Raw genomic sequence first — 16,715 nt, 5'->3', positions numbered from 1 at the left:
CCCACCCCGAATGAGACCCGACCCGCAACCACGCGGCACAAGGCCCACGTCGGAACAGCCGCCCCAGTACGGAACACGCCGCCACCCGGCGGCCCCCCCGAACAGGAACCGGACGGACGACATCCCATTACGGGATGACTCTTAGTCGGCGAACGCGTTCACGCCGGTGAGCTCGGCCGAGAACTCCCAGAGCCGGGCGGCCAGTTCGGGATCGGTCGCCCACTCCTTCACCCCGATCCGCTCACCGTCCGCCGGGGCGGGCTCGGCGACGTCGCAGTCCTCCAGGTACAGCCCGCCCAGGCCGTTGAGCTGGGGCGAGGTCGCGGCCCACACCTGGGTGGCCGCGCCCTGTTCGGGGGTCTTGAAACCCTCCGGGTCGAGCGGGTTGCCGTCCTCGTCGATCCAGCCCCGGTCCACCATCTCCTGCTTCGGGAGGTGACGCTGGAGCGGCGTGATGATGCCGCCCGGGTGGAGCGAGAAGGCCCGTACCCCGGCGTCCCGGCCGAGCTTGTCCAGGTGCACGGCGAACAGCGCGTTCGCCGTCTTGGCCTGTTCGTACGCCTCCCACTTGTCGTAACCCTGGCGCCACTGGACGTCGTCCCAGCGGATGCCGGAGAAGTGGTGACCGCGCGAGGAGACGGAGACGACGCGGGCGCCGCCGGGCGTGATCGCCGGCCACAGCCGGTTGACCAGTGCGAAGTGGCCCAGGTGGTTGGTCGCGAACTGGGCTTCCCAGCCGGGCCCGACCCGGGTCTCCGGGCAGGCCATGATCCCGGCGCTGTCGATGACGTAGTCCACGGTCCGGCCGGAGGCGAGGAACCGTTCGGCGAAGCCGCGCACGCTCTCCAGGTCGCCGAGGTCCAGTTCGTCCAGCTCGACGCCCTCGATCCCGGCCAGCGCCTGCCCTGCCGGGTCCGGACGCCGGGCCGGGACCACCACGTGGGCGCCCGCCTTGGTCAGGGCGCGGGTGGTCTCCAGGCCGAGACCCGAGTAGCCGCCGGTGACGATGGCGAGCTTCCCGCCGAGGTCGATGCCGTGCAGGACGTCGTCGGCGGTGCTCTCGGCGCCGAAGCCCGAACCGATCTTGTGCTGTGCAGTGCTCATGCCGGAACGCTACGAATTCGAGTGCTCTCGAAGTCAAGCGGAAACGGGGTGGCGACAGAGGAAAGCCCCGACCGGACGGGGGAATCACGGTCGGGGCGGCCAAACGGTGGGCACGGATGGCGGTCGCCTCTCGGCGAAACGCTCCACAGGGCTTCAGCCGAACGATCGTCCCTGTGGGCAAAAGGTGAGGCCCGGGGACACTGTCCCATCCGCACCCACGCCCCGTTCAACGGGTGACCCCCCTGCGGTGTTCCCCGCCGGGCCGCCGTGCGCGGTGATCCGCGTCACCCCGTCCGGGAGCCGCCTCGGACGGGCGCTGCGCGCGACGGTGTGCGTCCCTCCCGTGTCCAGGCCTGCAGCTCGTCCAGGGACCAGGTGGTGACCACACGCCCGGCCGGCACCTCGCACTCCTCGGCCCGCGCGCAGCCGAGGATCTGCCAGTCCAGCTGGCCGGGCGCGTGGGCGTCGGTGTCGATCGAGAACAGCGCGCCCGCCGCGACGGCCCGGCGCAGCAGACGGCGGGGCGGGTCGAGCCGCTCCGGACGGCTGTTGATCTCCACGGCCGTGCCGGACTCGGCGCATGCGGCGAAGACCTCGTCCGCGTCGAACTCCGACTCCGGCCGGCCACGCCCGGTGACCAGCCGGCCCGTGCAGTGCCCGAGGATGTCGGCGTGCGGGTCACGGACGGCGGCCACCATGCGCCGGGTCATCGACCGGGCGTCCATCCGCAGCTTGGAGTGGACGGACACGACGACCACGTCGAGCCGTTCCAGCAGCTCGGGGTCCTGGTCGAGGGTGCCGTCGTCGAGGATGTCGCACTCGATGCCCGTGAGCAGCCGGAACGGTGCCCAGGTCGCGTTGAGCTCGGCCACCACGGTCAGCTGCTCGCGCAGCCGCTCGGCCGACAGCCCGCGCGCCACCGTCAGCCGGGGGGAGTGGTCGGTCAGCACCGCCCACTCGTGCCCGAGCGCGGCCGCGGTCCGGCCCATCTCCTCGATCGGACTGCCGCCGTCCGACCAGTCGGAGTGCAGATGGCAGTCCCCGCGCAGCAGCGCCCGCAGCCGCCGGCCGCCCTCGGCGAGCGGGCCCGAGGCCTCGGCCTCCGCCGTGCGCAGATAGCCGGGCACCTGCCCGTCCAGGGCCTCGCGCACCACCTGGGCGGTCTTCGGCCCCACGCCCTTGAGCCGCTCCAGCGTCCCGGCCGCCGCCCGCTCGCGCAGCTCCGCCTCCGGCAGCCGCCCCAGCACGTGCGCGGCGGTGCGGAAGGCGCGGACGCGGTACGTCGGCGCCTGGGACCGCTCCAGCAGGAAGGCGATCCGGTCCAGTGCCGCCACGGGATCCATCGCCACCTCCTGGATCCAGGGTTGCCCAGCCGGAGCCGGGCCGCACGACGGGCGGACACCCGGTGTTCCCGGGTGTCCGCCCGTCCGGGGCGGTGGAGCCGGCCGCCCCGAGGGTCCCGGCGGGTGACGCACGTCACTCGCGACCGCCGGTTGCGTTCTACGCTCTAAGACATGACCGAAGTCTCATGTCCATATATGTCCAACCCGCGGATCATGGTGCTCGGGGTCCAGCCGGGCACGCCCCCGTTCCGCATCGTGGAGATCGACGGCCAGGTGGTCGGTGAGGCGAAGGCCGTTACCGACGTCCTGACGGCGGCGGCCGCGTTCGGCATCGTCGTCCACGACCTGGACGACCCGGAGGTGGTCCGCTGGGTCGGCGGGGACAAGTTCACCTGGACCCCTCGCTGGGGCCGTCACTAGAGCGGCTCCGGGTCAGCCGACCGTCCACTTCTGGTTGGCGCCGCCGGTGCAGGTCCACAGCTGGAGCCGGGTGGCGTTGGCCGGGTTGTTGCCGGTCACGTCCAGACACTTGTTCGCCTGCGGGTTCACGATGTCGTGTGCGGCGGAGATCGCCCACTTCTGGTTCGGGCCGCCCGTGCAGTCCCACAGCTGCACCGTCGTGCCGTCCGCCGTGCCGTTGCCGGTGACGTCCAGGCACTTCCCGAGCGCCCGCAGCGTGCCGTCCGAGCCGACCGTCCACTGCTGGGCAGCGGTGCCGTTGCAGTCGTAGAGCTGTACGGGGGTGCCGTTGGCGGAGTTCGCCGCTGCCACGTCGACGCACTTGCCGGCCAGCCCCCTGATCGCCGAGGCGGCCGGAGTGTCGCCGGTCGTCACCGAGACCGAGTCCACGACGAGCTGCTGCGGGAACGCGGTGGAGCCGTCCGGGTCGCCGGGCCAGTAGCCGCCGACCGCCAGGTTGAGGATCAGGAAGAACGGCTTGTTGAACACCCAGGTCCGGCCGCCCAGGTCGGCGGGGGTGCGTCGCTGGTAGACGTTGCCGTCCACGGTCCAGGTGATCGAGTCGGGCGCCCAGTCGACGGCGAAGGTGTGGAAGGCGTCGGCGAACGCCTGCCCGTTCGGCAGGGAGTAGCCCGCGCCTATGCCGCCGGCGCCGGAGTAGCCGGGGCCGTGGATGGTGCCGTGGACGGTGGAGGGCTCGAAGCCGACGTTCTCCATGATGTCGATCTCGCCCGAGTCGGGCCAGTTCACCGGGGTGCCCAGCATCCAGAAGGCCGGCCACATGCCCTGCCCGCGCGGGATCTTCATCCGGGCCTCTACGTGACCGTACTGCGCGGTGAACTTCCCGGAGGTGTTCAGTCGCGCCGAGGTGTACTGGCAAGTCCCGTACCAGCACTGGTAGTTGGATGGATTCTCGCGGCGAGCGGTGATCACCAGGTGGCCCTGGCCGTCCAGTGCCGCGTTCTTGTTGCCCGAGGTGTAGTACTGCCGTTCGTGGTTGTTGACGTTGTCCCCGGTCTCGATCTGCCACTTCGAGGAGTCGACGGCCGCGCCGGCGGGCCCGTCGAAGGAGTCGGAGAACGTCACGGCCGCCGCCGCCGTCGCGGCGGACGGGGTGTCCGCCTGCGCCGGGCCGATCGCGGCGGACGCGGCGAGCACGGCGGACAGGGCGGCGAGCAGACAGCTGCGGAGCAGGCGTGGGGAGGCCACGGCTCTCCCTTCCGTACGGCGTGCCCGGGGGGCGGGCGTGCCGACTGAGGTGGGGGGTGGATGCGTCGCCTCTTGATTTAAGAAGTAAGTTAAGGGACCGTCAATACTTTGGTACGGACCAGTAGTCGAGGGGTGGGTCGTCGGCCGACGGCTGTCCCTGGCCGTCGGCCGACGACGATCCGCAGCCGCCGGGAGCGGCCTATTCCTGCCGCTGCTTGCGCGCGTGCACCGCCCGGCCCAGCCGCCGGCCCAACAGCAGGTACCCCACCAGCGCCCCGCCGGTGTTGAGGATGACATCGTCGATGTCGAAGGCACGCCCGGTGATCAGCGCGCCCTGGGCGAACTCCACCAGCAGCATCACGGTCGCGGTCAGCAGGAGTACCCGCAGCAGCCCCCGGGCCCGGGGGGCCAGGACCGGCACCAGGATGCCGAACGGGACGCCGAGCAGCACGTTCCCGCCGACCTGCTTCACGGCGTCGCGCAGTGCGGGCTGGTCCAGGTAGGCCTTGAGGGAACGGCCCGGATGCAGGTTCGTGTGCGTCAGCGCCACCGACGCGGGCGAGGGCTCGAGGGTGAGCTTGGCCAGCACCACGGCGAAGGCCACCATGAACACGAAGGCGCACAGCATCGCCAGTATCCGCAGCGGCAGGGGGAGCGGACGGCGCTCCGCGCGAGCCGGTCGCGCGGCGGGCCGGGCGCCGCCCTTGGCCTTGCCCCCGTTCTTGGCGGTCTTGGCCCCGCTCTTCGCCGGGCCCTTGGCCCCGGCCTTCGTCCCGCCGCCACGGAAGCGGAACGGGCGCCTGCTCGCGGCGGCCGGCTCCGGTCCGGCGGGCGCCGGCCTGAGCCGCACGGTGCGGGAGAGGAAGGCGGCGGCGGTACGGGATCTCGAGGCGGTACGGGCCATTCGGTGCTCCAGTCTTCAATGTCCCGGCGTTGTAGGGCGCTTACCCGCGTTCCGGCCGGATGCCGCACCCGACCGGTCCCGGCCTCGCCGGCGTGGTGGCCCACGCGGTCGGCGAAACCGGGTCCGGGGCGTGGCCGCCCGCGCCGCGACCGGCGGCCGGTCAGGTCCCGTAGGAGACGTGCACCTCCTTGAAGCCGAGGGAGCCCAGCAGCCCTTCGAGCATGTCCGTGGTGTTGGTCTCGGCCCGTGTGGTCAGCCCGCTGTCCTTGGCGGCGTCGCCGATGTGCCGGACCGCGAGCTTCTGCACGGCCTGTTCGCCGTTCGGGTTGTCCGAGAAGAGATCGCCGAGCCGGTCGAGGAGACCGCGCTGCTTGGAGACGGCGTAGGAGCGGTCGGGGTCGAGAGCCGGCTTGCCGAGCTGCGCGTGGGGCAGCCGGAGTGTGGCGGACGTACGGTCCTTGTCGACCCTCACGTCGTTCTCGCCCATCTTGCCGAGGTCGACGTACGCCTCCACGGTGCCCGCCCCGACGTACAGGGTGCGGGTGCCGCGGAGCGCGTCGGGCAGGTACTTGGCGTCCTTCTCCAGGTCCACGACGACCTGGAAGTTGCCGGAGGCCGCGTCGTAACGGCTCATGTCCTGGATGGACTTGAGCAGCGCCGGACCCGAGCGGTCCTGGGTCTCGGTACCGAACAGGTCCTTCAGTCCCGGCAGTACGGCCAGCCGGATCCCGGCGAACAGCACCACGAGCACCAGCCCGAACGCCGTCAGCACCTTCGCCCAGCCGGGCATCCGCCTGGGAATACGCCTGATGGGAGTCTTCATGTCGACGGTCCCCCTTTCTGCTAGGCGCATTCCCCTCAATTCCCGTGCCAGACAGCCCGATCGGCTGAGCAGTTCCGGCCGAGGAGCGGCTCGTCGGTGCTCTGGCACTCCGGCGCTCCGGTGCTGCGGCGCTCGCCGTGGCCGTACGCCCGTATTCACCACGGTGAGTCCGTCAGCGGCCTGTTCGACGCGCCGTGAACCGAATAGACAGGAAGGGACGGATCCGAGGGAGGGGACGCGGTGGCCAAGGCGAAGTTCGAGCGGAGCAAGCCGCACGTGAACATCGGCACCATCGGTCACATCGACCACGGCAAGACCACGCTCACGGCGGCGATCACGAAGGTGCTCCACGACAGGTTCCCGGACCTGAACCCGTACACGCCGTTCGACCAGATCGACAAGGCGCCCGAGGAACGCCGGCGCGGCATCACGATCTCGATCGCGCATGTCGAGTACCAGACCGGCCGCCGGCACTACGCGCACGTCGACTGCCCGGGGCACGCGGACTACATCAAGAACATGATCACCGGCGCCGCCCAGATGGACGGCGCGATCCTGGTCGTCGCCGCCACGGACGGGCCGATGCCGCAGACGAAGGAGCATGTGCTGCTGGCCCGGCAGGTGGGGGTGCCGTACGTCGTCGTCGCCCTGAACAAGACGGACGTGGTCGACGACGAGGAGATCCTGGAGCTCGTCGAGCTGGAGGTGCGCGAGCTGCTCACCGAGTACGAGTTCCCTGGCGACGAGGTCCCCGTGGTCCGCGTGTCGGCGCTGCGGGCCCTGGAGGGCGACCCGCGGTGGGCCGCTTCGGTGCTCGAACTCCTCGACGCCGTCGACGAGTTCGTGCCCGAGCCGGTGCGGGACGTCGACCGGCCGTTCCTGATGCCGATCGAAGACGTCTTCACCATCACCGGGCGCGGCACGGTCGTCACCGGCCGGATCGAGCGCGGCGTGCTGCGGGTGCACAGCGAGGTCGAGATCATCGGCATCCACCAGCAGAAGACGAGGACGACGGTCACCGGCGTCGAGATGTTCCGCAAGCTCCTGGACGAGGGCCGGGCCGGGGAGAACGTCGGGCTGCTGCTGCGGGGGGTGAAGCGTGAGGAGGTCGAGCGCGGTCAGGTCGTGATCAGGCCGGGGTCGGTCACCCCGCACACCGAGTTCGAGGCACGCGCGTACATCCTGTCCAAGGACGAGGGCGGACGGCACACGCCGTTCTTCCAGAACTACCGCCCGCAGTTCTACTTCCGCACGACCGACGTGACGGGGGTGGTGACGCTGCCGCAGGGCACCGAGATGGTGATGCCGGGTGACAACACGACGATGCACGTCGAGCTGATCCAGCCGATCGCCATGGAGGAGGGGCTGAAGTTCGCCATCCGGGAGGGCGGCCGGACGGTGGGGGCGGGTCAGGTCACCAGGATCTTGAGGTAGCGGGGCCGGCGGGGGAGTCGGCGGAGCCCGGGGTTTCGGGGAATGCGGGGGAGTCGCGAGAGCCGCGAGAGCCGCGAGAGCCGAAGGGCGCGGGAAGCGGGCAATGCGGGGGACGAGGGAGGCGCGGGAGGCGCGGGAGGCGAGGGGAAGGTCATAACGAGCCGGACGTGGCCTCGGGCTGTCCCAGGGCCGCGTCCAGTGTGGGCCGCGGGGGCAGCAGCCGGGACAGTCCGGTCAGCCGCAGCACGCGCAGGGTCAGCGGATGGGCGCACACCAGGTGCAGCTGACCGTCGCGGTCCAGGACCCGGCGCCTGGCCCGGTAGAGCAGGCGCAGGCCCGAGCAGTCGAAGAACTCGACCTGCCGCAGGTCGATCACGATCCGCGGCCCGGGGCCGGCGGTGGCGTGGTCCAGATGCGGGACGATCTCCGCGGCCGCGGCGATGTCGATCTCGCCGCGGAACTCAAGGACCGTGTGGCCCCGGTCGCGGTGGACGCGCAGATGCCGGGTGAGTGGCGCCGGATTCCGCACGACGACATCGCCTCCAACCCGCTTCGGGGACGGGGACCCCAAAACGCTTCCCCGCTCTGCAAGTTACCCTCGGACGACTGAATTTGAGCATGTTCGATTGACATATGTCTTCGAATTGCGGCCGACTTCTTCAAGATCTGGGCCAACTGGACCGAATGGCTGAGAAGCGGCTGAGGGGCGGCTGAGGAAGGGCTGAGGCGCGGGCGGTGAGCGGCGCGAGGGGCCGGTCGCGGACACCGGCCCCTCGCGCAGCGCCCACCGCGCGCTCACATGGTCAGCACCAGCTTCCCCGTGGTGCGGCCGGTGTCACCGAGGGCGTGCGCCCGCGCGGCCTCGGCCAGCGGGAACGTGCCCGCGATCGTCGCGCGCAGCCTGCCCTCCTCGACCAGTGCCGCGATCGCCTGGAGTCCGGTGCGGTCCGCGTCCACGAGCATGCGCACCGCCCGGACGCCGAGCCGCTCGGCCTCCTCGTAGAAATCTTGCGAGCCCACGGGCAGGATCGACACCACGATGCCACCGGGGCGCAGCACCCGCAGCGACCGTACGGAGTGGTCGCCACCGATCGTGTCCAGCACGACGTCGACGTCCTTCACGGCCTCGGTGAAGTCGGTCTCCCGGTAGTCGATCACCTCGTCCGCGCCGATCTCCCGCACGAAGGCGTGCTTGCCGGCGCTCGCCGTGCCGATCACGTGGGCGCCCTTCGCCTTGGCGATCTGTACCGCCACATGCCCGACCCCGCCGGCCGCCGCGTGCACGAGGACCCGCTGTCCGGGCCGCAGCTCCGCCGTCTCCACCAGGGCCTGCCAGGCGGTCAGCGACACCAGCGGCAGCGCGCCGGCCTGGGTGTGGTCGATCCCGGCGGGCTTGCGGGCGAAGGCGCGGGCCGGGGCGGCGACGTACTCGGCGTGCGAGCCGTGGCCGAACGGGTACGGCAGCATCCCGAAGACCTCGTCGCCGGGAGCGAACCGGGCGACGCCGATCCCCACGGCCTCCACCACGCCGGAGACGTCCCAGCCGAGGACGAACGGCGGCTCGCCCAGGAAGCCGCCGGTGGCGCGGTGCTTCCAGTCGGTCGGGTTGAGTCCGGCGGCGTGGACCCGGACCAGCACCTCGTTGGGACGCGGCTCGGGCCGCTCCAGCTCCACGGTCTTGAGGACCTCGGGACCGCCGAGGACGTCCTGGCCGACAGCGCGCATCGTGTTCTTCACAGTGTTCATGGTGTCCCAGCGTGCCGGGGGAGGCCCGGCGAGAACATGGCACGATTGCCAACCTTCGATACGATCGTGCCATGCAGAAGATGGAACGGGTCGTGATCCTGGCCCTCGACGGCGTCTATCCCTTCGAACTGGGCATCCCCAGCCGGATCCTCGGCGCGGCGGACGGCCGGTACGAGGTGCTGACCTGCACCGTCGACGGACGTCCGGTGCGTACCGACGCCGACTTCACGGTCACGGTGGAGCACGGGCCCGAGGTGCTCGCCACGGCCGACACGGTGGTGATCGCCCCCGTCTCGCCCGCCTGGGTCTCCCCCGACCTCCCGGAGGAGATCGGCGCGGCCCTCGCGTACGTCCGGGCGGACGCCCGCATCGTCTCCATCTGCACCGGCGCCTTCGTGCTCGCCGCGGCCGGACTCCTGGACGGGCGCAGGGCGACCACGCACTGGCAGCTCGCCGACGCGTTCCGGCGCCTGTTCCCGCACGTGGCGCTGGACCCCGACGTGCTCTTCGTCGAGGACGGCCGCATCCTGACCTCGGCCGGAGCCGCCTCCGGCGTCGACATCTGCCTGCACCTCGTGCGCAGCGACCACGGCAGCGAACTGGCCAACACCGTCGCCCGGCGCTGTGTCGTCCCGCCGTTCCGGGACGGCGGCCAGGCCCAGTACATCGAGCAGCCGGTGCCCTCGTCCGGTTCCGCCGGTACGGCCGCCACCCGCGCCTGGGCCCTCGAACGGCTCGACGACCCCCTGACGTTGACCGACCTGGCCGCGCACGCCCGGATGAGCCTGCGCACCTTCGCCCGGCGCTTCCACGACGAGGTGGGCCTGAGCCCGGGCCGCTGGCTGATCCAGCAGCGCGTGGCCCGGGCCCGGCAGCTGCTGGAGTCCAGCGACCTGTCCGTGGACCAGATCGCGGGCCGGGTCGGCTTCGCGACCGGGGCGTCCCTGCGGCAGCACCTGCACGCGGCGATCGGCGTCTCGCCGCAGGCCTACCGGCGCACGTTCCAGGCGGTGCGCTGACCGGCGCGCGTCGCATGCGAGGGCACCGCGCGGGCTGTGGTGCGGCTCACCGGCTCGCGTGCAGGGCCACCAGCAACTGCCAGACCTGGTCGGCGATGTCGGCGGCGGAGGCTTCGAGGAGCCCGTGCAGCCAGTCGCCCAGGACGCCGGCGAAGGTGGCCGCGACGGCGGAGGCGACCAGGGGCGCGTCGGCCGCGCCCGCGAGGGCGCGCTCGCGGAGGCTGTAGGCCCGCAGGTCCCGGTGGAGCACCCGGCCGAGCGGGCCGCCGCCCCCCGGGCTCAACAGGGCGCGGTAGAGGTCGGCGTGCGGGGTGAGCGAGGCGAAGAACTCGGCGAGCGCGGGCGGCGCGTGCACCGGGTCGGGCCGGCCCCGCCAGGCGTGCAGCGCCTCCACGGCCTCGCGTACGACGTCCGCGCAGGCGTCGACGGCGAGTGCCTCCAGGTCGGCGTAGTGCACGTAGAAGGTGGCCCGGCCGACCCCGGCCCGGCGCACCAGCGCCGCCACGCCGACCTCGGCGAGCGGCCGCCGGGCGCACTCCGCCAGCAGCGCCTCGCGCAGCCGCGCGCGGGTGCGCGCGGCGCGGGGGTCCTCGGGCGCGGTGCGGTTCACCGGGCGATCAGCACCGCGGCCAGGGCGAGCGCGCCGGGCAGCGCCTGCGCGAACAGGATGCGGCGATTGGCCGTCACGGCGCCGTACACGCCCGCGACCACCACACAGCACAGGAAGAAGACCTGGGCCCGGTAGCCGGTCGGGTCCGCGGCGACCAGTCCCCATATCAGGCCGGCCGCCAGAAACCCGTTGTAGAGCCCCTGGTTGGCGGCCAGTGGGGCGGTCGCGCGCGCCATCTCCGGGTCGAAGCCGTGCAGCCCCCGGCCGGGCTTCCTCTGCCACAGGAACATCTCCAGCACGAGGATGTACACATGCAGCGCGGCCACCAGACCGACCAGCACCTGCGCGACGGTATCCATGCCATCTCCTTCTTGGACAGGCGTCCACTGTACATGGACACCTGTCCAAGAAGTGCCGGGCGTGGCGGTGCCCGTCAGCTCGCCGCGCGCGAGGCGGAGAGGGGCGTGCGGGGCACGCGCTCGACCTGCCGCTCGGCGCGGCGGCGGAGCGCCTGGCGGAGATCACCTCGCGGGCGGGCGGCCGACGCTCACACTGGAGACGTGTGACCGTCAGCGCAGCACGACATCCGTCGGGAGGCCAGCGACGATGACCCCAGCACCCACACGCTCCGCCGAGCAGCGCAAACTCGACACCCTGCACCGTCTGGAACACGACGAGGACGCCTGGGTCGCCACGGCCGACGCGGCCGGCGGGGTCCCTCACCTGGTCCCGCTGTCCTTCTTCTGGGACGGCGCGACCCTGCTGCTCGCCACCCCGGAGGCCAGCGCCACCGGCCGTGATCTGCGGGCCACGGGCCGGGCGCGGCTCGGCATCGGGCCCACCCGCGACGTGGTGATCGTCGAGGGCGGCGTGCTCACCGTGCCGCCCGCGGAACTGCCCGAGGAGGACGCCGAGATCTTCGCGGGCAAGACCGGCTTCGACCCGCGCCGGATCGCCACGCCCTACCTGTACTTCCGGCTCCGCCCGGAGCGCGTACAGGCCTGGCGGGCGGCGGACGAGATCGACGGGCGGGACCTCATGCGCGACGGGCGGTGGCTGGTGCCCGACTGAATCCGCCGGGCCGGGATATCCGCAAGGGAGAGGGCGCGGGGCCGTACGTCCCGCGCCCGGGATCCCTGTGGAGGAGACATGGCACTGGTCAACGCGGCCATCGTGGTGCTCGACTGCGCCGAGCCCGAGAAGCTCGCGGTGTTCTACAAGGAACTGCTGGAGGCCGAGGAGACCGACGTCAGCGCCAACCTGGTGGAGATCAGGGGGGCCGGCGGCATCCGGCTGGCGTTCCGCCGCGACGCGAACGCGACTCCGCCGAGCTGGCCGCGCCCCGAGAACTCCCTCCAGGTGCACCTGGACTTCCTGGTCGAGGACCTGGACGAGGCGGAACGCCGGGTCGTCGGACTCGGCGGACGCCCGCTGGAGACGAAGAACGCGCCGACCGAGTACGAGGTGCGCGGCTACGCCGATCCGGCCGGCCACTCCTTCACTCTGCGCATCCTGCCGTCGACGGCGCCCAAGCAGGGCTGACGGCCGGGCGGCCGGCCCGCCCCCTGTCAGGTGCGGCAGGAGAACAGGGGGCGGGCGGCTCAGCCCCGTCGATCGCGGACCGGACGGGGCCGGGCGGTCCGGCCCCGTCAGTCGCGGCCGCCGTGTCCCTTCGCCGGCCAGACCCCCGTCGAGTGTTCGATGGCCTTGGCCCCCGTACGGTCCACCGCGCTGCGCACCACCGCGAAGATGGCGCCCTGGACCGCGGCGGCCAGCAGGATCTCGCCCCAGCCGCGGTCCGGGTCCAACGCGTCCGGGGCGTCGTCCTCGTGCCGCACCGCCTTCCAGGTCCGGCGGAAGGCGACCGCCGCCAGCGCGCCGCCCGCCCAGCTCAACGCCAGGCCGAGCGGCTGGTAGACGAGGGACAGCTTCCTCTTCTTCTGCTTGGCCACTGGAACTCCTTGTCGTCCGTGTGCCCGGTACCGGCTGCGCGGCCCGTACCGCCTGCAGCCCCTCTTCCCCGATTTCCGCCCGAGGCACGGCATGAGTCGTACCGGGCGGGGCAGTCGGCGGGGGTGAGTGGGACGACGACCGGGACATCAGACCGAAAGACGCGTGTCACCGTGCTGGTGGCGCTCACCGCCAACCTCGTCATCGCGGTCGCCAAGGCCGTCGGCGGCCTCTTCGCGGGCTCGCCCGCGCTGCTGTCCGAGGCCGCGCACTCGGTGGCCGACAGCCTGAACGAGGTCTTCCTCCTGGCCGCGCTGCGCCGCAGCCGCCGCCCCGCAGACCAGCGGCACCCCTTCGGATACGGCAAGGAGCGGTACTTCTGGTCGCTCCTGGCGGCTGTCGGCATCTTCGTGATGGGCGGCTGCTTCTCCTTCTTCCAGGGCGTCGAGGCGCTCAGGAACGGGGCCGAGGAGAAGTTCAGCGGCTATGTGGCGGGCCTGGTCGTGCTCGGTGTCGCCTTCGTCGCCGAGGGCGTCTCACTGCTGCGGGCGCTGCACCAGGTGCGCGCCCAGGGCGGCTCGGCCGGGCTGCGCGACCCGGCCCTGCGCACGGTCGTCGCCGAGGACGCCACGGCCGTGCTGGGTGTGTCCCTGGCCATGGCGGGCATGGCGCTGCACATGGTCACCGGGCAGGTGGCGTGGGAGGCGGGCGCCTCGATCGCGATCGGCGTCCTGCTGGTCGTCATCGCCTTCGGGCTCGGCCGAGAGGCCCGCGACCAGCTGATCGGGGAGGCCGCCGACCCGGAACTGCGCGGCAGGATCCGGGCGCTGCTGGCGGCTCAGCCCGAGATCGACAGCGTGGAGGCGCTGTTCACGATGAAGACGGGCCTGGACTCGACCATGGTGGCCGCCCGCGTCGACCTGGTGCCCGGCCTGGACAGCGAGGAATTCGAGGAGGTCGCGGTCCGCATCAAGCGGTCCGTCGGCCATACGTTCCCGCAGGCGCGGGAGGTCTTCCTCGACGTGACCGACCGGCACGCGCGGGAGGCATGGGAAAGCCCCGCCGCGACGGGGGAGCGCGGCGGGGCCTGAAGCTCGGATGCCCGGCGGACGCCGGTCCACGCATCCCGGGCCGCAGGAGAATCCGGTCAGTTCCCGTCGACAGGTTCGAGGACGAACAGCGGGATCACCCGGTCCGTCTTCTCCTGGTACTCGGCGTACTGCGGGAAGGCGTCGACGGCGCGCCTCCACCACTCGGCCTTCTCCGCGCCGGTCACCTCACGTGCCGTCATGTCCTGCTTGAGCGGGCCGTCCTGGAGCTCCACACGGGGGTCGGACTGCACGTTGAAGTACCAGACCGGGTGCTTGGGCGCCCCGCCCAGCGACGCGACCGCGGCGTACCGTCCGTCGTGCTCGACGCGCATCAGCGGTGTCTTGCGGAGCTTGCCGCTCCTGGCACCCCGGGTCGTCAGCAGGATGACGGGCAGACCCGTGTCCATCAGGGTCGTCCCCTTGGTGCCTCCGGAGCTCTCGTACAGTTCCACCTGTTCACGTACCCACTGCGTCGGGCTGGGTTCGTACTCGCCCTCGAGCGGCATGGCATTCGTCCCATCGTCGTCGTGTCGTACGGCTGATCGCACCGTCGTTCAACACAGCAACGCCCGGGATTCATCCGGGGTCACGGTGGACGGCACAGATCAGCCCTACCCCGCCGACATCAGCATCCGTACGGCCAGTGCCGTCATCACCCCGCTGGACGCGAGGGCCGTCAGCAGCCGTCCGCGGTGTCCGGTCAGCGCCCGGCCCAGCAGCGCGCCGCCCCCGGCGAGCAGCAGCTGCCAGCTCGCCGACGCGGCGAAGGCCGCCAGGACGAACACCCCCTGGTCCAGCGGACGGGCGGTGCCCGCGCCCCCGGCGCCCAGGACGAGCGCGGCGAAGTAGATCACGGTGGTGGGGTTGAGCAGCGTGATGCCGAGCAGTCCCAGATAGGCCCGGGTGGGACCCGGCGGCGGTGGGTCGCGGCGGGTGGCGAGGAGATGGCCCCGGTACCGGCGTACGGCTGTGACCGCGCCCCGCAGTGCCAGGGCGACCAGCACCAGTGCCGAAGCCCAGCGCAGGGGCACCACGGCCGGCCGCAGCGCGGCGGCCAGGGCCGAGCCGCCGAGCGTGGCCAGCAGGGCGTAGACGCCGTCCGCGCTGGCCACGCCGAGGGCGGCGCAGGCGCCGGTGCGCAGCGAGGTGCGGGCGGTGAGGGAGACGAGGTAGGTCGCGACCGCGCCGACGGGTACGGCGATGCCGTAGCCCGCGACCAGGCCCGCGACGAGCGCGGCCGTCACGACGCGGCGGCGTCGGGCCTCCGGGGACGGCCGGGCTGCTGCTGGACGCGCGCCGCGAGGACGGTGGCGGGCGTCGGGAGCGGCACGGCGGAGATCGTAGGCATGGCGGGATACTGGGGGTGGTGAGTCCCCCGCGGCAACCGAATTTCGAGGTGGCCGTGACCAGGACCCCGAAGCGATCGAGCGGAGCGGTGCATTCCGGCCAGATTGCCCCATTCGTCGATCTGGCCGAACATGGTGTCGTCCCTTAGATGCCTGGGGCATCTAATGAAGATCGGCACGACGCACCCTTCGTCTGTGAGGTCTCCCATGACGGAACTCTCGGCACCCGTCGCCTTCCCCCAGGACCGGAGCTGCCCCTACCACCCGCCGGCCGCCTACGATCGGCTGCGCACGGACCGGCCGCTCGCCCGCGTCACCCTCTACGACGGCCGCCAGGTCTGGCTGGTCACCGGCCACGGCCTCGCCCGCACCCTGCTGGCGGACCCGCGCCTGTCGACCGACCGCACCCGGCCCGGCTTCCCCATGACCAACCCGCGTTTCGCGGCCGTCCGGGACCGCAGGACCGCCCTGCTCGGCCTCGACGACCCCGAGCACCACACCCAGCGGCGGATGCTGGTGCCCAGCTTCACGCTCAAACGCGCCGCCGCGCTGCGCCCCGACATCCAGCGGATCGTCGACGAACGGCTCGACGCGATGATCGCGCAGGGGCCACCGGCCGAACTGGTCGGCGCCTTCGCGCTGCCCGTACCGTCGATGGTGATCTGCGCGCTGCTCGGCGTCCCGTACGCCGACCACGAGTTCTTCGAGTCGCAGTCGCGCCGGCTGCTGCGCGGCCCCGAGGTCGCCGACGTGCTGGACGCCCGCGGCCGGCTCGAGTCCTACCTCGGTGATCTGATCGACCGCAAACAGAAGGAGCCGCCCGTTCCCGGCGTGCTCGACGACCTGGTCCACCAGCAGCTCAGCGACGGTTCGGTGGACCGCGACGAACTGATCTCCCTCGGGATCATCCTGCTGGTCGCCGGACACGAGACCACCGCCAACATGATCTCGCTCGGCACCTTCACCCTGCTGAGGCACCCCGAACGGCTGGCCGAGCTGCGCGCCGATCCCGCGCTGCTGCCCACCGCCGTCGAGGAGCTGATGCGGATGCTGTCGATCGCCGACGGGCTGCAGCGGCAGGCCGTCGCGGACATCGAGGTGGACGGCACCACGATCCGGGCCGGCGACGGCGTGATCTTCTCCACCTCCGTCATCAACCGCGACGAGAGCGCCTACCCCGAACCCGACACGCTGGACTTCGAGCGGTCCGCCCGGCATCACGTCGCCTTCGGCTTCGGCATCCACCAGTGCCTCGGCCAGAACCTGGCCCGCGCCGAACTCGAGATCGCGCTGCGCACCCTCTTCGAACGGCTGCCCGACCTCCATCTGGCGGCACCGGCGGAGGACATTCCCTTCAAACCCGGCGACACGATCCAGGGGATGCTGGAACTCCCCGTGACCTGGTAAGAGGCTCTGCTCATGCACATCGACATCGACAAGGACGCCTGTATCGGCGCGGGCCAGTGCGCGCTGGCCGCTCCCGGCGTCTTCACCCAGGACGACGACGGCTACAGCATGCTGCTTCCCGGCCAGGAGGACGGCGGGGGCGACCCGATGGCCAAGGTGGCGGCCAAGGCCTGCCCGGTCGGCGCCATCACCGTGTCGGACCCGCCGGACTGACCGCCACCACGAGCGGCCGGACCGCCCGGCGGGCCTCGGCGGCGGCCTCCGCGCCGC

Annotated in this window: 20 protein-coding genes; 8 read left to right on the top strand and 12 right to left on the bottom strand. The window is 72.1% G+C overall.

Annotation, left to right across the window (positions count from 1 at the left end):
- Positions 1–141: 141 nt before the first annotated feature.
- Together ACWCQK_RS39870 and ACWCQK_RS39865 are read right to left on the bottom strand one after the other, a co-directional pair.
- Positions 142–1,104 (bottom strand): SDR family NAD(P)-dependent oxidoreductase, encoded by a 963-nt coding sequence (locus ACWCQK_RS39870; protein ID WP_451163840.1) that lies wholly within the window; start codon positions 1,102–1,104, stop codon positions 142–144.
- A 284-nt stretch (positions 1,105–1,388) separates the two neighbouring features.
- On the bottom strand, positions 1,389–2,447 hold the full coding sequence (locus ACWCQK_RS39865; RefSeq protein ID WP_451163838.1) for a PHP domain-containing protein: 1,059 nt from the start codon (positions 2,445–2,447) through the stop codon (positions 1,389–1,391).
- Positions 2,448–2,618: 171 nt separating this feature from the next.
- On the opposite strand from ACWCQK_RS39865, the gene ACWCQK_RS39860 reads away from it, so the two are divergent.
- The gene (locus ACWCQK_RS39860) at positions 2,619–2,867 is read left to right on the top strand and encodes a hypothetical protein (protein WP_451163836.1); all 249 of its coding nucleotides are present in this window, start codon (positions 2,619–2,621) and stop codon (positions 2,865–2,867) included.
- Positions 2,868–2,879: 12 nt separating this feature from the next.
- On the opposite strand, the gene ACWCQK_RS39855 is transcribed toward ACWCQK_RS39860, so the two are convergent.
- The 3 genes from ACWCQK_RS39855 to ACWCQK_RS39845 form a co-directional block, all read right to left on the bottom strand.
- Positions 2,880–4,115 (bottom strand): ricin-type beta-trefoil lectin domain protein, encoded by a 1,236-nt coding sequence (locus tag ACWCQK_RS39855; protein ID WP_451163834.1) that lies wholly within the window; start codon positions 4,113–4,115, stop codon positions 2,880–2,882.
- A gap of 199 nt (positions 4,116–4,314) precedes the next feature.
- Positions 4,315–4,965: a VanZ family protein gene (locus ACWCQK_RS39850; RefSeq protein WP_451163842.1), complete on the bottom strand. Its 651-nt coding sequence runs from the start codon at positions 4,963–4,965 to the stop codon at positions 4,315–4,317.
- Between the two features lie 214 nt (positions 4,966–5,179).
- Complete coding sequence (locus tag ACWCQK_RS39845) at positions 5,180–5,842, bottom strand: DUF4230 domain-containing protein (protein ID WP_451163832.1); 663 nt, start codon at positions 5,840–5,842, stop codon at positions 5,180–5,182.
- A 240-nt stretch (positions 5,843–6,082) separates the two neighbouring features.
- On the opposite strand from ACWCQK_RS39845, the gene tuf reads away from it, so the two are divergent.
- Positions 6,083–7,276, top strand: a complete 1,194-nt coding sequence (tuf, locus tag ACWCQK_RS39840) for an elongation factor Tu (protein WP_451163830.1) — start codon at positions 6,083–6,085, stop codon at positions 7,274–7,276.
- Positions 7,277–7,427: 151 nt separating this feature from the next.
- Here tuf and ACWCQK_RS39835 read toward each other — a convergent pair whose 3' ends face one another.
- Both ACWCQK_RS39835 and ACWCQK_RS39830 read right to left on the bottom strand, forming a co-directional pair.
- The gene (locus ACWCQK_RS39835) at positions 7,428–7,805 is read right to left on the bottom strand and encodes an anti-sigma factor antagonist (RefSeq protein WP_451163828.1); all 378 of its coding nucleotides are present in this window, start codon (positions 7,803–7,805) and stop codon (positions 7,428–7,430) included.
- Between the two features lie 266 nt (positions 7,806–8,071).
- Positions 8,072–9,022 (bottom strand): NADP-dependent oxidoreductase, encoded by a 951-nt coding sequence (locus ACWCQK_RS39830; protein ID WP_451163826.1) that lies wholly within the window; start codon positions 9,020–9,022, stop codon positions 8,072–8,074.
- A 71-nt stretch (positions 9,023–9,093) separates the two neighbouring features.
- Between ACWCQK_RS39830 and ACWCQK_RS39825 the strand changes: the two genes are divergently transcribed.
- The gene (locus ACWCQK_RS39825) at positions 9,094–10,041 is read left to right on the top strand and encodes a GlxA family transcriptional regulator (RefSeq protein WP_451163824.1); all 948 of its coding nucleotides are present in this window, start codon (positions 9,094–9,096) and stop codon (positions 10,039–10,041) included.
- A 46-nt stretch (positions 10,042–10,087) separates the two neighbouring features.
- Here ACWCQK_RS39825 and ACWCQK_RS39820 read toward each other — a convergent pair whose 3' ends face one another.
- Both ACWCQK_RS39820 and ACWCQK_RS39815 read right to left on the bottom strand, forming a co-directional pair.
- Positions 10,088–10,651 (bottom strand): TetR/AcrR family transcriptional regulator, encoded by a 564-nt coding sequence (locus ACWCQK_RS39820; RefSeq protein ID WP_385774057.1) that lies wholly within the window; start codon positions 10,649–10,651, stop codon positions 10,088–10,090.
- Positions 10,648–11,010: a DUF1304 domain-containing protein gene (locus tag ACWCQK_RS39815; RefSeq protein ID WP_451163822.1), complete on the bottom strand. Its 363-nt coding sequence runs from the start codon at positions 11,008–11,010 to the stop codon at positions 10,648–10,650. Before ACWCQK_RS39815 ends, ACWCQK_RS39820 begins: the two co-directional genes overlap by 4 nt.
- A gap of 247 nt (positions 11,011–11,257) precedes the next feature.
- Between ACWCQK_RS39815 and ACWCQK_RS39810 the strand changes: the two genes are divergently transcribed.
- Positions 11,258–11,722, top strand: coding sequence for a pyridoxamine 5'-phosphate oxidase family protein (locus ACWCQK_RS39810; protein ID WP_451163820.1), 465 nt, complete (start codon positions 11,258–11,260; stop codon positions 11,720–11,722).
- Positions 11,723–11,800: 78 nt separating this feature from the next.
- Positions 11,801–12,193, top strand: a complete 393-nt coding sequence (locus ACWCQK_RS39805) for a VOC family protein (RefSeq protein WP_451163818.1) — start codon at positions 11,801–11,803, stop codon at positions 12,191–12,193.
- A 107-nt stretch (positions 12,194–12,300) separates the two neighbouring features.
- Here the strand turns inward: ACWCQK_RS39805 and ACWCQK_RS39800 are convergent, their stop codons facing one another.
- Positions 12,301–12,603, bottom strand: coding sequence for a DUF4235 domain-containing protein (locus tag ACWCQK_RS39800; protein ID WP_451163816.1), 303 nt, complete (start codon positions 12,601–12,603; stop codon positions 12,301–12,303).
- Positions 12,604–12,726: 123 nt separating this feature from the next.
- Between ACWCQK_RS39800 and ACWCQK_RS39795 the strand changes: the two genes are divergently transcribed.
- Positions 12,727–13,692 (top strand): cation diffusion facilitator family transporter, encoded by a 966-nt coding sequence (locus tag ACWCQK_RS39795; RefSeq protein WP_451163814.1) that lies wholly within the window; start codon positions 12,727–12,729, stop codon positions 13,690–13,692.
- A gap of 56 nt (positions 13,693–13,748) precedes the next feature.
- On the opposite strand, the gene ACWCQK_RS39790 is transcribed toward ACWCQK_RS39795, so the two are convergent.
- The gene (locus ACWCQK_RS39790; RefSeq protein ID WP_451163812.1) at positions 13,749–14,198 is read right to left on the bottom strand and encodes a nitroreductase family deazaflavin-dependent oxidoreductase; all 450 of its coding nucleotides are present in this window, start codon (positions 14,196–14,198) and stop codon (positions 13,749–13,751) included.
- Between the two features lie 105 nt (positions 14,199–14,303).
- A complete protein-coding gene (locus tag ACWCQK_RS39785) occupies positions 14,304–14,936 on the bottom strand; it encodes a LysE family transporter (RefSeq protein WP_451163809.1) in 633 nt (210 codons plus the stop codon).
- A gap of 309 nt (positions 14,937–15,245) precedes the next feature.
- Here ACWCQK_RS39785 and ACWCQK_RS39780 point away from each other — a divergent pair, with 309 nt between their 5' ends.
- Positions 15,246–16,445, top strand: coding sequence for a cytochrome P450 (locus ACWCQK_RS39780; RefSeq protein WP_451163807.1), 1,200 nt, complete (start codon positions 15,246–15,248; stop codon positions 16,443–16,445).
- A 12-nt stretch (positions 16,446–16,457) separates the two neighbouring features.
- Positions 16,458–16,658, top strand: coding sequence for a ferredoxin (locus ACWCQK_RS39775; RefSeq protein WP_451163805.1), 201 nt, complete (start codon positions 16,458–16,460; stop codon positions 16,656–16,658).
- The last annotated feature ends 57 nt before the right edge of the window (positions 16,659–16,715 follow it).

The sequence above is a fragment of the Streptomyces sp. NPDC002306 genome (assembly GCF_053593435.1).
Note: the sequence above shows the minus strand (reverse complement) of the source record. Positions and strands in the feature narration are given on the sequence as shown.